Genomic DNA, 13,156 nt, shown 5'->3' on the forward strand with positions numbered 1-13,156 from the left:
CAGCCTCATCCCACGTCAGATACTGCGCTTTTCCGGTGCAACCAACGTGGACCACTACAACCTCCTGTTCGGAGTTTGCATGTCACGTTATAGTTGATTGGTCAATCATAAGGTGTCTGGTGAGCTTCGGTTGCGTCTGATTACGTCTTGCCTCCGGATTGCGGCGTCGCAGCATCATGTGTAAAAATGGGACACATATTCAGTGCCCCCCATTGCGGACCATCCGATAATCGCCATGCTAAGTGGACATCAGGGAGTAAGCACTATGGCTTTTAAGAAGGGTGATGTAGTTCAATTGAAATCGGGCGGGCCGAAGATGACCGTTGATGCGGTGACAGGCAGCACCACCATTCGCGTTGTATGGTTCGCCGGTTCAAAAATGGAAATGAAGCACGTGGATAAGGATTCGATCCAAACTTATTCAGAGCCTGAGAAGAAATGACGCCTCGCGAAGCGGCTGAATGGATGAAATCGACTGTCGAAAGTGAGGGTGTGTTATCCCAATTTCAGGCAGCGAGTGAACTATTGACCCGCGATGACGAGAAGCTGGCATATTACGACGACAGCGGAAACCTCTGCGTCGGTAAGCCGGTCCTGCAAGCATTCCTTAAGATCACGCCTGACCTCGTCTACGAACGATCGTCAAAACAGTGGTGTACGCGCCAAGACTATCATCTGCCTGGTCGGATGCAGTCGTGATCTAACCGGGAGGGCGAGCCTCCCGGACTCACCTCTTTCCAGCTTCCCGACGACTGCGCTCAATATCTTCCGTAGACAGCCCGCGGCCGCGAAACTCGGTCAACAGCGATTGCTGCTCCGCATCGGTGCATAGAGTCTGAATGTAGCGCCAGCCATCAACGCTCCCGGTCGATACAGCCTGTCGGCATTTGTCGCTGACCCCGCTGCCGCGGGGACTCAACAAAACGATCGCCACGAAGGCAACCAACAGCAAACCGGCCACGGGGAGTATCTTTCCCATGGCCGGAGTGATTAACAGTCGTTTGGTCGATCGGTCAATTGGGCTCTGCGAGGGCCGCGTCGATCATCTCAACCCAGAAATCTTCTGGATAGACTGCCTGCCCAAAACTCACGGCTACCTGCTTCATTGCGTCGCTGGGCTCCCGCACAGCTTGCAGGACCGCTCGAACCTCGTCCTTTAGTTCCCGCTGCAACTCAGCGTCCAAAGCGTCCCAATCGTCCGACCCGCTTTGCTTCTTCGCCAGTTCCCTAGCGGCGCGCTCGATAATGCTCATCCCAGCAACTCCTCGAAACCGTCTCCGAGTACCGACATCTGCCAGTTCTGGACGACATTGGAAGGCCAGAAATTCATCGACGAGCCGGGATACTTCCGCGGCGCTGGAAACCGTTGCTCATCGACTCTGCGATAGATCTCTGACTTTGAGAGTCCGGTCACTTCGCAAACGCGCTGGAGGCGCCAAAATTCGAGTTGCTGTCCCATGGGCACCATGGATATTCAACTTTTGCGTGACTGTCAACCGAGGAGCTGGCTGAACTCGTCTTCCACGGCGCTCTGAAGACTGTCATCGACAGCCTGTGATCGCCTAGTCGCAAGCAGCTTCGCCCACCAATTCATCATATCCCGGCGGCCGGGCAGCCACTCGGCAGAGTTGTAGGCACCGCGAATCTTGTTCTCTTCCACGTGGGCAAGCTGGCGCTCCACCCAGTCCTTGTTCCAACCGGCCTCGTTGGCGATCGTTGATGCGGTGCCTCGGAAGCCATGGATCGTTGCCCGACTGTGATACCCCATTCTGTAGATGCCGTAGAGCATAGTGTTCTCTGACATCGCTTTGCCTTTGAGTCCGGGGAAGATGTACCGAGAGGATCGCGGAAGGCGTGACAGGACGTCAGCGGCCGCCGCTGAGAGCGGGACGAGGTGTTCACGGCCCATCTTCATCCGCGGTGCTGGGATGCGCCACAGCGGTGCCTCACCGCCGAGCCCTTCGATCTCAGACCACTCGGCAAACCGCGTTTCGGAAGTGCGCACCCAGGTGAGCAGGGTGAACCAGATTGCATCCTTGGTCAGAACGTCACCGTCGTACCGATCGAGACGCTGCAGGAATTCCGGCAACTCGTCGTCAGCAAGCGACGGCATGTGCGTGACCTTTGCCTTCGGCTTCATGGCTTCCAGCAAGTCGGCAGATGCAGGGTTGTTCTCGACCAGTCCGGACGCCTTTGCATACCGGAAGATTTGATCACAGGTCTGACGCAGTCGCCGCGCGATATCCAGCGCGCCTCGGTCCTCCACCTTGCGGAGCATCTCGAGGATTTCGGGAGCCCGGATGCCGGCCACGTGCCGATTACCAAAGATTGGGTACACGTCCTTTTTCAGACGGTTCTCGACGCGCAGGATATGGGCGGCGTCTTTGCCCACCTGCCACAGCCCCAACCATTCCCTGGATACGCTATGGAATGTCTGGGAAGACTCTACGACCTCCTGCTTCCGGACTTCCGCCGGGTCATGGCCGAGGTGCAGCTGGGTGCGCGCCTCCTGTCGCAGTTCCCGCGCCTTGGCGAGAGATACAGAGGGGTATGGGCCGAGCGAAAGCGTCTTCTGCTTGCCATCGAATCGGTAGGCCAACCGCCACAGCCGCGATCCATTAGTCTGTACCAGAAGGTGCAAACCCTCGGAATCCGTCAGTTTGTAAGCCTTGTCGCGCGGCTTCGCATTGCGGCAGGTAGTGTCAGAAATCGGCATGTGGTCACGGTCCCAGGTCGTGATACCAACGATATGACCACATCTTGCGGCGATGCAATGGTCTTCATGGTACGCATGGGAAACCGGAAACCGCAGTTTTCTGAGCTTCCTTCCCCCTCTGGAACTCTGGGGAAATGGTGGTGGTAGCGGAGGAGGGACTCGAACCCCCGACACGCGGATTATGATTCCGCTGCTCTAACCGACTGAGCTACTCCGCCATACCAAGGCCGCTGTGATGAGCGGCTCGATCTGGTGCCCCGTTGCTGCGGGGCAGGCCGCGTCCTCTAGGGGCAAGGTTCGCATCGGTCAACACCGAAAAAGCACCTTCAACCACGAAAAGATATCAGCCGGATCGGACGCCACAGACCGTCTTCCCAGGCATAGAGTCCGAAGCCGCGAAAGCGGAACTTGCGCGGTTGCAACTGCGGCGCCAGTTCCGCCTGCAGCGCCCTCGCCGCCTGCGCCGTCACCTTGTTCTGGATCGTCACGTGAAGGCGTAGCGGCTGTGCGTCCTGCTGGGTGAGCAGGCCGTGCATGCGCTCGGCGATCTCCGCGTGGAGCGCCACCATTTCCAGGCTTTCGATGGAAAGAGCCGTGCCAGTGCCCAGCTTCATCAGCCCCTCGATCCGCGCTGGAGGCGGCGCGGCACGGGCGAGGTCGCTCAGAAGGTCGATCAGTTCCTCTTCGACCGATGGCGGCAGCGCATGGAACAGCGTCACATGGGCGCGCAGGCGATTACGCTCGGGCGGGTAATGCGCACGCCTGAGGGCATCCGCCCAGCCCAGCACGTCGGACGGCAGTTCCGCAGTGACGAGCAAAGGCGCGCCCGCCTTGCGCGGGCCGGTCGCGACCCAGTTTTTGGCGGGCCAGTCAGGCGATTGTTCGGTCATCGTGAAACTCCGCTGCCCTCCCGAATCCGCCCCGATTGCCAGAAAGAACTGCGCAGGGCAAAGTTCGCGCCGGGAGTGCATGAAGGGGGAAGCAGATGCGAACGTTCCGCGTGATCTCGATACTGATCCTGATCTGGAACCTGATCGGCGATGCCGCTTATCTGATGCAGGTCAACGCCGATCTCGACGATGTCGCGAAGACGGACCCGGTCACCGCACAGGCGTTCGGCTCGATGCCCGCATGGGCGTGGGCCGCTTATGCCGTGGCGGTCTGGGGCGGCACGCTGGGCGCGATCCTGCTGCTGATGCGCCGCGAGATCGCCTGGGTGTTCTTCGCCGCGTCGTTGGCGGGCGTGGTGGTGCAGTTCGGCTGGAGTTTCCTCGGCTTCGGGATGATCGCAGCCAAGGGGTGGTCGACGGCGGTTTTCCCCGCCGTGATCTTCGCCATCGCCCTCGCCTCGCTGCTCTATGCGCGGGCGAAGGCGAAGGACGGGACGCTGAGCTAGATTACAGCTCGCCGCGCTCGCGGCGGATGGCAAACCACTTGGCGACATTGCGGTTGTGCTCGGCCAGAGTGCCTGCGAAGGCGTGGCCGCCGGTGCCGTCCGCAACCATGTAGAGCGCGTCGGTCTTGGCCGGGTTCAGCACCGCCGCGATCGATTCGCGGCTGGGGTTGGTGATCGGCCCCTTGGGCAGTCCGACCATCGTGTAGGTGTTGTAGCCGTTGACCGCCTGGATTTCCGACTGGAGGATGCGGCGGCCGAGGCGCTTGCCCTTGGTGATGGGGTAGATGATCGTCGGGTCGGCCTGAAGCAGCATGCCGGTCCGCAGTCGGTTCGAGTAGAGCCCTGCCACCATGCGCCGTTCGGAGGGCTTGCCGGTTTCCTTCTCGACGATCGAGGCGAGGACGATCGCCTGCTCCGGCGTCTTTACGACGAGGCCCTTGGCGCGGTTCGCCCAGAGTTCCTTGAGCGTGCGGCTCATCGCCGCCTGCATGCGCCGCACCAGTTCCTCGCGCGGTTCGCCGTTCTCGAAGTTGTAGGTGTCGGGGAGGATCGAGCCCTCTTCCGGCACCGAAACGTCGCCGGTCAGCGCCGTCTGCGCCTTGAGGCGATCGTAGACCATCACCGAGGGCATGCCTTCGGGGATCGTCACGAAGCGGCGGATGATCTCGTCGCTGGAGATGATCGCCAGCACGGCCGAGGGGCTGGCGTGCGCGGGAATGGCGAACTCGCCCGCCTTGATGCCGCTGCCGCCTCCGAACACGCGGGCGCGCAGCTTGAAGCCGGAAGCGGAGGCGATCACGCCCTGCTTTTCCAGCCTGTCCGCAACGTCCCCAAGGCTGGCGCCGGTGGGGACGACGAAGTGCTTGTCTTCTTCCAGCGGGCCGGAGCCGTACCAGCCGCCGAAGAAGGCCCAGAGGCTCCCGACGAAGAGTACGGCGACGACTGCCGCCAGGCCGCATCCGCGCCGGGAGATCATGAGTTTAGTCGATCTTGCGCATCACGAGGCTGGCGTTGGTACCGCCGAACCCGAAGCTGTTGTTGAGCACGGCGCGCACTTCGCGCTTGCGGGCGACGTGCGGCACGAGGTCGACGCCCTCGCAGCCCTCGTCCGGGTTGTCGAGGTTGAGGGTCGGCGGCACGATCTGGTCGCGCAGCGCAAGGATGCAGAAGATCGATTCGACCGCACCCGCGCCGCCCAGAAGGTGGCCGATGGCCGACTTGGTCGAGCTCATCGAGACATTGCCGATGGCGTCGCCGAACAGGCGGCGCACGGCGCCCAGTTCGATGGTGTCGGCCATGGTCGAGGTGCCGTGGGCGTTGATGTAGTCGATGTCGGCAGGCGTCATGCCGGCCTTCTTCAGCGCCATCTGCATCGAGCGGTAGGCGCCGTCGCCGTCCGGGTGCGGGGCGGTGACGTGGTAGGCGTCGCCCGACAGGCCGTAGCCGATCACTTCGCAGTAGATCTTTGCGCCGCGCGCCTTGGCGTGCTCGTACTCTTCCAGGACGAGGACACCGGCGCCTTCACCCATGACGAAGCCGTCGCGGTCCTTGTCGTAGGGGCGGCTCGCCTGTTCGGGGCGGTCGTTGTAGCTGCAGTTGAGCGCACGGGCCTGCGCGAAACCGGCGATGCCGATCGGACAGACGGTCGATTCGGCGCCGCCCGCCAGCATGATGTCGGCGTCGCCGTCCTTGATCATACGCGCGGCGTCGCCGATCGAGTGCGCGCCGGTCGAGCAGGCGGTGACGACCGCGTGGTTCGGACCCTTGAGGCCGTACTTGATCGAGACCTGGCCCGAGATCAGGTTGATGAGGCGGCCATGGACGAAGTGCGGCGAGACGCGGCCGGGGCCTTTGTCAGCCAGCACCAGCGATTCGCTTTCGATGCCCGGCAGGCCGCCGATGCCCGAACCGATCGAGCAGCCGGCCATGAGCTTGTCTTCCTCGCTCATGTCGGTCAGGCCCGCGTCCTCGAGCGCCTGGCCTGCAGCGTCGATGCCGAAGACGATGAAGGGATCGACTTGGCGCTGGATCTTGTGATCGACGCGCTTGCCGGCGTCGAAGCCGTATTCGTGATCGGCGGGCTTCACTTCGCACGCGATCAGGCACTTCTGGCCCGTCGTGTCGAACTTGGTGATCGGACCTGCGCCCGACTTGCTCGCGAGGATGTTGGCCCAAACGGTCTCCACGTCAGCGCCCAGGGGGGTGACGAGACCAAGTCCGGTTACGACGACACGACGCATATGCTCTCCGAAAATCTCAAATGGCCGCATCCGGTCGTCGGGAAACCGACGGCCCGAAAACGGCGACAGGCCCGCCCCCTTAAAGGGCGAGCCTGCCGATTTCAATCCGGTGTTGCATTCACGCCCCACCCCTCACGAGCGGAGCGCCGAAATGCAGGCCCGAAATCAGACCGAAGGGATTAACCCTTGTTCTCTTCGATGTACTTGATGGCATCGGAGACGGTGCTGATCTTCTCGGCGGCATCGTCCGGAATCTCGACGCCGAATTCTTCCTCGAACGCCATGACCAGCTCGACGATGTCGAGCGAGTCGGCGCCCAGATCGTCGATGAAGCTGGCGTCCTCGGTGACCTTCTCGGCTTCAACGCCGAGGTGCTCGACGACGATCTTCTTAACCCGATCGGCGGTATCGCTCATTTGTATAGACCCCTTCGAAAATAGGCGGGTTTGAATTACGCTAGTCGCCCTAAAGACTGGGCGGCGCGCTGGCAAGAGCCTTGGGGCGGCAGTGATCGCTGATGAGCCTCGCGTTATCCACGGTTGACGGCAGAAAGCGCCCTTGCGGCCAAGGCTCCTCCCCGAGCTTGCCTTGGGGAGGTGGCAGCGCGTCAGCGCTGACGGAGGGGGAATGCCTCACCTCTTCCCCTCCACCACCGCCGGCGGAGGCGGTCCCGCTCCCCGAGACAAGTTCGGGGAGGAATGGGTTTTACTCCGCCGACTTGGCGGGCGCAGCCTGCTTGACCGGCTCCACCACGCGCAAGTGCAGTTCGCGCAGCTGCTTGGGCTCGGCGTGGCTCGGCGCGTTCATGAGGAGGTCCTCGGCGCGCTGGTTCATCGGGAACAGCGTGATCTCGCGCAGGTTCTGCGCGCCGCACAGCAGCATCACGATGCGATCCACACCGGCGGCCATGCCGCCATGCGGCGGCGCGCCGTACTGGAACGCGCGGTAGAGGCCGCCAAAGCGATCCTCCACGTCCGCTTGCGTCAGGCCGGTCATCTCGAAGGCCTTGACCATCAGCTCGGGCGACTGGTTGCGGATCGAACCCGAAGCGATCTCGAAGCCGTTGCAGACGAGGTCATACTGGTAGGCCTTGATCGTCAGCGGATCCTGGTTCTGCAACGCGTCCATCCCGCCCTGCGGCATCGAGAACGGGTTGTGCGCGAAGTCGACCTTCTTGTTGTCCTCGTCCCATTCGTAGAACGGGAAATCGACGATCCAGCACAGCTCGAAGCGGTCCTTGTCGATCAGGCCCAGCTGCTCGCCAACGCGGGTGCGCGCGAGGCCCGCCAGCTTGGCGGCCTGCTCTTCCTTGCCCGCGGCGAAGAACACGCCGTCGTTCGGGCCAAGGCCGAGCGCGGCGATCAGCGCGGCGGTCTTTTCCTCGCCGTGGTTCTTGGCGATCGGACCGCCGGGGACGCCGTCCTTGATGTTGATGTAGCCGAGGCCCGAATAGCCCTCGCCGCGTGCCCAGACGTTCATGTCGTCGAAGAACTTGCGGCTGCCCGCGCCTGCGCCCGGAGCCGGGATCGCACGGATCGTGCCGCCATTGGCGACGATGCCCGCGAAAATGCCGAAGCCCGAGTCGACGAAGTGCTCCGTCACGTCCTTGATCAGCAGCGGGTTGCGCAAGTCCGGCTTGTCCGAACCGTAGTCCAGCATCGCCTGCGCGTGCGGGATGCGACGGAACTCACCGGCCGGGGTGACCGGCTTGTCGCCCGCGAACTCGGCGAAGGTGGCGCGCAGCACCGGCTCCATCGTTTCCCAGACTTCTTCCTGGGTGACGAAGCTCATTTCGAGGTCGAGCTGGTAGAATTCGCCCGGCAGACGGTCGGCGCGCGGGTCCTCGTCGCGGAAGCAGGGTGCGATCTGGAAGTAGCGGTCGAACCCCGCGACCATCAGCAGCTGCTTGTACTGCTGCGGTGCCTGCGGCAGCGCGTAAAACTTTCCGGCGTGGATGCGGCTGGGCACCAGGAAGTCGCGTGCGCCTTCGGGGCTGGAAGCGGTCAGGATCGGCGTCGAATATTCGGTGAAACCGGTGTCTTCCATGCGGCGGCGCATGTCGCGGATGATCTGCGTGCGCTTGACGATGTTGGCGTGCAGCGTCTCACGGCGCAGGTCGAGGAAGCGGTACTTGAGGCGGATGTCCTCCGGGTACTCCTGCTCGCCGGCGACCGGCATCGGCAGTTCCTCGGCCTTGCCCAGCACGGTGGCGACGCGGGCATAGACCTCGATCTCGCCGGTGGCGAGGTTGGGGTTCACGGTGCCTTCGGTGCGCGCCTTCACGGTGCCCTCGATCGTCACGACGCTTTCCGCGCGCAGCGAATCGAGTACGGCGAGCGCCGGGCTGTCGCTGTCGGTCACGACCTGGGTGATGCCGTAATGATCGCGCAGGTCGACGAACAGCACGCCGCCATGGTCACGCTTGCGATGGACCCAGCCCGAGAGGCGGACGGTCTGGCCGACCTCAGCCGCGCTCAGGGCGCCGCAGGTGTGGGAGCGGTAGGGATGGGTCATGACGGGCTCTTTTGGTCGAATGGAATAGTTGCGGCCCCACTAAAGGAGTGCCGCAGCGATTGCCAGATGGGGATTCGCGTAAAATCCCCGTCATCCCGGCGCAGGCCGGGAACGCTTGCGGTCTTCAGGCATTGGCCGGGAGCCTCGATGCAAGGTGGGCTGTTCATCGCCAGCGGTGCCGGCCTGCGCCGGGATGACGGCGGTAACTCCAAATAAACCATTTGGCGATTATGCTCCCGCGCACGGGTCGCCACACCAAAAAACCGGGAAATGCAGATGTTTGCTGACGGCAAGCTGGACGAAACCATCTTCCACCCGACCGACGAAGAGAAAGCGGCGCAGTACCAGGAATGGGCCGACGCACCGGTTTCCGCGCCTGCGAGCGCTTCGGTCGAGGCCGAATTTCCGGCCATGCTCGACTTGCGCGAACTCGCCGATCCGGAAGCGGACCCGGGATATGAACCCGAGGGCCTGTACCTTCCCCTCCCCTATGGTCACACCACCGGATCGCAGTTGCGCCGCCGCTTCGTGACGGCCGAGAGCATCGCCGAACTGGCCGACGTCAAAAAGCCCAGCCTGTGGCAGCGGCTCCTCGGTCGGAAATAAACTGCGACAAAACGGTAACACGGGGCGTTGATCCCCCGCGCGGTTAGGCGTAACGCCCTCGTTCAATGAAAATTCACCCGCTGATAACGAAAACCGAAGATCTTGCCGCCCTGTGCGAGCGTCTCGCGAAGTCCGATTTCGTGAGCGTCGACACGGAGTTCATGCGCGAGAACACCTATTGGCCCGAACTCTGCCTCGTGCAGATCGCCAATACCGAGGAAGCTGCCGCGATCGACCCGCTGGCGGACGGCCTCGACATGACTCCGCTGCTGGATCTGCTGACGCAGAACGAGGACGTCCTCAAGGTCTTCCACGCGGGCGGTCAGGACGTGGAGATCATCTTCAACTTCACCGGCCGCACCCCGCACCCGATCTTCGACACCCAGATCGCGATGATGGCGATCAGCCAGTCCGAGCAGATCGGCTATTCCAACCTCGTCGAATCGTGGCAGGGCCTGACGATCGACAAGGGCGCCCGCTTCACAGACTGGTCGCGCCGCCCGCTAACCGACCGCCAGATCGAATACGCGATCGGCGACGTCACGCATCTTTCCAAGATCTTCCCCAAAATCCTCAAGCGCCTGATCAAGACCGGGCGCGGTGCCTGGCTGGACCAGGAGATGGAAAAGCTGGCCGATCCGGAAAACTACCGGAACGACCCCAAGGAAGCCTGGCACCGGATCAAGGCGCCGGGCCGCAACCCGCAAGTGCTTGGCCGCCTGCGCGCGATCGCCGAATGGCGAGAACTGGAAGCGCAGGGCAAGAACATCCCGCGCGGCCGCATCGCCCGTGACGAGACGCTGGCCGACATCGCCAGTCACCCGCCCAAGAGCCAGGCCGACCTCGCCAAAGTGCGCGGCCTCTCGCAAGGCTGGAAGGACAATGAAATCGGCCGCCGCCTGATGACCGCCATCGCCAAGGCGGAGCCGCTGACCGACGACGAGATGCCCGCCCGCGCCCCGCGCGGCGCGCCGCTCGGCAAGGAAGGCTCGCTGGTCGCCGACCTGCTCAAGCTGCTGCTCAAGATCCGTGCCCGTGAAATCGATGCCGCGGCCCGCCTGCTGGCGCGCAGCGACGAACTGGAACTGCTCGCGGCGGGCGTTCGCAAGAACCTCAGCCTGCTGCAGGGCTGGCGCTACGACGTGTTCGGCCGCGATGCGCTCGATCTCGTCGAGGGCAAGCTCGCCTTCGCGGTGGAGAACGGCAAGCTCAAGATGACGCGCGTGGAAGACGTCGTCGACGATACGGTGGCCGAATAAGCCCACCCCGCTGCGACTAGGTCCTCCGGACCAAGTCTCGCTCCCCTCCCGCTTGCGGGAGGGGCAACGCTGCGATTTTTCCGCCCCTCCCGCTTGCGGGAGGGGCCGGGGGTGGGCTCCCTTCCTCCTTCTTCCGCATTGCACAACGCCGCTTGGCGAACCGCTCCCACCGTGCAATAGCCACCACATGACCGTCTACCAACCGACGCTCAAGCAGCTCCAGTATCTCGTCTCGCTCCACGAGCACGGCCATTTCGGCCGTGCCGCCGATGCCTGCTTCGTGTCGCAATCGACACTGTCGGCGGGTCTGCGCGATCTGGAAACGCTGCTTGGCGTAGTCCTCGTGGAGCGCACCAAGCGCGCCGTCCGCTTCACGCCGCTGGGCAATGCCGTGGTCGAGAAGGCCCACCGCATCCTGCGCGAGACGGAGGAACTGTCCGAACTCGTCCAGTCCAGCGGCAAGCCGCTCTCGGGCGAAGTGCGCATGAGCGTGATCCCGACGATCGCGCCGTTCCTGCTGCCCCGGATGCTGCCACGCCTGCGCCGCGAACGCCCGAATCTCAAGCTCTTCCTGCGCGAGGAACCGAGCCAGGCGGCGATGGAATCGCTCCACCATGGCCGCGCCGACTGCGTGCTGCTCGCCCTGCCCTATGCGACCGGCGAGGTGGAGAAGGAGACGATCGAACTCGACGCCTTCTTCGTCGCCTTCCCCCGCGACGATCCGCGCGATCCGCCCGCCGAAGTCAGCCCCGACGTGATCGACGAGAACCGCCTGCTCCTGCTCGAGGACGGGCACTGCCTCAAGGACCATGCCCTCGCCGCCTGCAACCGGCCCGAACTGCGGGCCAGCGCGACGATGATCGGCACCTCGCTGCATACGCTGGTGCAAATGGTCGACAACGGGCTGGGCCTGACGATGCTGCCGGAAATGGCGCTCGACGCAGGGATTCTCAATGGAACCAACGTCGTCGCCCGGCCGCTGATCTCGCCCAACGCGAATCGCGAGATCACGCTGGTGTGGCGCAAGAATTCCCCGCGTGCAGAGGAATTCCGGATGCTGGCGGACGAGTTGCGGGCTGGTTGACCTGGCTTTGTAGCCTGAGGGGGCTTCGACAAGCTCAGCCTGAGCGGTATTGAGAGCCAGTCCTTGAACCCCGCTCAGGCTGAGCTTGTCGAAGCCCCGGCGTCCTAGCGCCGCCGCAGCACCTGCAGCGCCACGCCGAGCACCGAAATGCCGATCCCGAGCGCCGAGACCCCGCTCCAGCCCCACTCGTGCCATGCCGCCGTCGCCGCGCCCGAACTGGCCGCCCCGGCCAGAAACATCATCGCCATGTAGACGGTGTTGATGCGTGAGCGCGCCTCAGGCCGCAGCGCGTAGATGATGCTCTGGTTGGAGATCTGGCTGAGCTGCACCGCCACGTCGAGCACAAGCACGCCCACGATCAGCCCGGCGATCGAATGCCAGAAACCGAAGATCAGCCACGCCGCCAGCGTCATCACCGTGCCCAGCACGATGGCGGGATGCGGACCGCGACGGTCGGCGAGTCGTCCTGCGACCGGTGCTGCGAGCACGCCCGCGGCACCGACGATACCGAACAGTCCCGCAGCTTCCGGCCCAAGGTCGAAGTGCTCCTGCAGGCGCAGGGCAAGAATGGTCCAGAACACGCTGAAGACGCCGAACTGGCAGCACTGGGTATAAGTCGCCAGCCGCAGCGCGGGAAATTCGCGCCACAGACTCCAGAGCGAGCGCAGCAGGCCGACATAGCCGAGTCCGGTGTCTTGCGGACGACTGCGCGGAAGCTGGAACGCCATGAGCAGTGCGGTCAAAAGCGCCAGTGGAACCGCGAGCCAGAACATCTCCCGCCACCCGAGCGTTCCGGCAACGAAGCCCGCCAGCGTACGGCTGAGCAGGATACCGCACAGGAGACCGGCCATCACCGTGCCGACGATTGCGCCACGCTTCTCGTCAGGGGCGAGATTCGCCGCGAACGGCACGATCTGCTGCGCAACCGAAGCGAGCAGCCCGACCAGCAGCGATGCGGCCAGCACCAGCCCGGCACTCGGCGCGACGGCGACGAGTGCCAGCGCGGCGGTCAGCGCCAGGCATTGCAGCACGATCAGCCTCCGCCGCTCCACCAGATCGCCAAGCGGCACCAACACGACGAGGCCGAAGGCGTAACCGAGCTGCGTCGCGGTCGGCACGTAAGTCGCCGCCGCACCCGCAAGGTCGCGCTCCATCAGCCCGATCATCGGCTGGTTGTAGTAGATGTTGGCGACGGTCAGCCCGGCAGCGACGGCCAGCGAGAAGACGACCGGGCGACTGGGGCCGCCGACGGCACTGGACGCCGACATGGTGCTGGACGCGACGGTAATGGTGAAATCCTTCGTGCTGTAGCCCCCGCTCCAAGCGCAAATGGCCCTCGAG

16 protein-coding genes and 1 tRNA gene are annotated in these 13,156 nt (G+C 63.8%); 6 read left to right on the forward strand and 11 right to left on the reverse strand.

The genetic code is table 11. The features are described 5' to 3' along the window. Positions 1 to 265: 265 nt before the first annotated feature. Positions 266 to 442 carry a YodC family protein gene (locus BES08_RS31720; protein WP_083274625.1) on the forward strand — a complete coding sequence of 59 codons (177 nt, stop codon included), beginning with the start codon at positions 266 to 268 and terminating at the stop codon, positions 440 to 442. Continuing rightward, complete coding sequence (locus tag BES08_RS33585) at positions 439 to 699, forward strand: DUF6953 family protein (protein WP_069707994.1); 261 nt, start codon at positions 439 to 441, stop codon at positions 697 to 699. Before BES08_RS31720 ends, BES08_RS33585 begins: the two co-directional genes overlap by 4 nt. Before the next feature lie 28 nt (positions 700 to 727). On the opposite strand, the gene BES08_RS07345 is transcribed toward BES08_RS33585, so the two are convergent. The 6 genes from BES08_RS07345 to BES08_RS07365 all read right to left on the reverse strand — a co-directional run bounded on the left by BES08_RS07345 (position 728) and on the right by BES08_RS07365 (position 3,606). Then, positions 728 to 961, reverse strand: a complete 234-nt coding sequence (locus BES08_RS07345; protein WP_156799809.1) for a hypothetical protein — start codon at positions 959 to 961, stop codon at positions 728 to 730. Between the two features lie 52 nt (positions 962 to 1,013). Then, positions 1,014 to 1,253, reverse strand: a complete 240-nt coding sequence (locus BES08_RS07350) for a hypothetical protein (protein ID WP_069707996.1) — start codon at positions 1,251 to 1,253, stop codon at positions 1,014 to 1,016. Further along, positions 1,250 to 1,468 (reverse strand): helix-turn-helix transcriptional regulator, encoded by a 219-nt coding sequence (locus tag BES08_RS34680; RefSeq protein WP_083274626.1) that lies wholly within the window; start codon positions 1,466 to 1,468, stop codon positions 1,250 to 1,252. The genes BES08_RS07350 and BES08_RS34680 overlap by 4 nt, the downstream gene beginning before the upstream one ends. 24 nt (positions 1,469 to 1,492) lie before the next feature. After that, positions 1,493 to 2,716, reverse strand: coding sequence for a tyrosine-type recombinase/integrase (locus BES08_RS07355; protein ID WP_069707997.1), 1,224 nt, complete (start codon positions 2,714 to 2,716; stop codon positions 1,493 to 1,495). A 141-nt stretch (positions 2,717 to 2,857) separates the two neighbouring features. Continuing rightward, positions 2,858 to 2,934 (reverse strand) — tRNA-Met (locus BES08_RS07360). 108 nt (positions 2,935 to 3,042) lie between these two features. After that, positions 3,043 to 3,606, reverse strand: coding sequence for a 2'-5' RNA ligase family protein (locus BES08_RS07365; RefSeq protein ID WP_081798907.1), 564 nt, complete (start codon positions 3,604 to 3,606; stop codon positions 3,043 to 3,045). Positions 3,607 to 3,701: 95 nt separating this feature from the next. On the opposite strand from BES08_RS07365, the gene BES08_RS07370 reads away from it, so the two are divergent. Then, on the forward strand, positions 3,702 to 4,112 hold the full coding sequence (locus BES08_RS07370) for a hypothetical protein (protein ID WP_008833261.1): 411 nt from the start codon (positions 3,702 to 3,704) through the stop codon (positions 4,110 to 4,112). Between the two features lies 1 nt (position 4,113). Here BES08_RS07370 and mltG read toward each other — a convergent pair whose 3' ends face one another. The 4 genes from mltG to aspS all read right to left on the reverse strand — a co-directional run bounded on the left by mltG (position 4,114) and on the right by aspS (position 8,866). Beyond that, complete coding sequence (mltG, locus tag BES08_RS07375; RefSeq protein ID WP_008833262.1) at positions 4,114 to 5,088, reverse strand: endolytic transglycosylase MltG; 975 nt, start codon at positions 5,086 to 5,088, stop codon at positions 4,114 to 4,116. 4 nt (positions 5,089 to 5,092) lie between these two features. Continuing rightward, on the reverse strand, positions 5,093 to 6,352 hold the full coding sequence (gene fabF, locus BES08_RS07380) for a beta-ketoacyl-ACP synthase II (protein WP_008833263.1): 1,260 nt from the start codon (positions 6,350 to 6,352) through the stop codon (positions 5,093 to 5,095). A gap of 179 nt (positions 6,353 to 6,531) precedes the next feature. After that, the gene (locus BES08_RS07385) at positions 6,532 to 6,768 is read right to left on the reverse strand and encodes an acyl carrier protein (protein WP_007679564.1); all 237 of its coding nucleotides are present in this window, start codon (positions 6,766 to 6,768) and stop codon (positions 6,532 to 6,534) included. A 289-nt stretch (positions 6,769 to 7,057) separates the two neighbouring features. Then, complete coding sequence (gene aspS / locus BES08_RS07390; RefSeq protein WP_069707998.1) at positions 7,058 to 8,866, reverse strand: aspartate--tRNA ligase; 1,809 nt, start codon at positions 8,864 to 8,866, stop codon at positions 7,058 to 7,060. A gap of 270 nt (positions 8,867 to 9,136) precedes the next feature. On the opposite strand from aspS, the gene BES08_RS07395 reads away from it, so the two are divergent. The 3 genes from BES08_RS07395 to BES08_RS07405 all read left to right on the forward strand — a co-directional run bounded on the left by BES08_RS07395 (position 9,137) and on the right by BES08_RS07405 (position 11,815). Continuing rightward, positions 9,137 to 9,472, forward strand: a complete 336-nt coding sequence (locus BES08_RS07395; RefSeq protein ID WP_008833265.1) for a hypothetical protein — start codon at positions 9,137 to 9,139, stop codon at positions 9,470 to 9,472. A 65-nt stretch (positions 9,473 to 9,537) separates the two neighbouring features. After that, complete coding sequence (gene rnd / locus BES08_RS07400; protein WP_008833266.1) at positions 9,538 to 10,731, forward strand: ribonuclease D; 1,194 nt, start codon at positions 9,538 to 9,540, stop codon at positions 10,729 to 10,731. Between the two features lie 187 nt (positions 10,732 to 10,918). Next, positions 10,919 to 11,815, forward strand: a complete 897-nt coding sequence (locus tag BES08_RS07405; RefSeq protein ID WP_008833267.1) for a hydrogen peroxide-inducible genes activator — start codon at positions 10,919 to 10,921, stop codon at positions 11,813 to 11,815. A 104-nt stretch (positions 11,816 to 11,919) separates the two neighbouring features. On the opposite strand, the gene BES08_RS07410 is transcribed toward BES08_RS07405, so the two are convergent. Continuing rightward, positions 11,920 to 13,083 (reverse strand): MFS transporter, encoded by a 1,164-nt coding sequence (locus tag BES08_RS07410; RefSeq protein ID WP_008833268.1) that lies wholly within the window; start codon positions 13,081 to 13,083, stop codon positions 11,920 to 11,922. Positions 13,084 to 13,156: the final 73 nt, after the last annotated feature.

This window comes from Novosphingobium resinovorum (assembly GCF_001742225.1).
Classification (GTDB): Bacteria; Pseudomonadota; Alphaproteobacteria; order Sphingomonadales; family Sphingomonadaceae; genus Novosphingobium; species Novosphingobium resinovorum_A.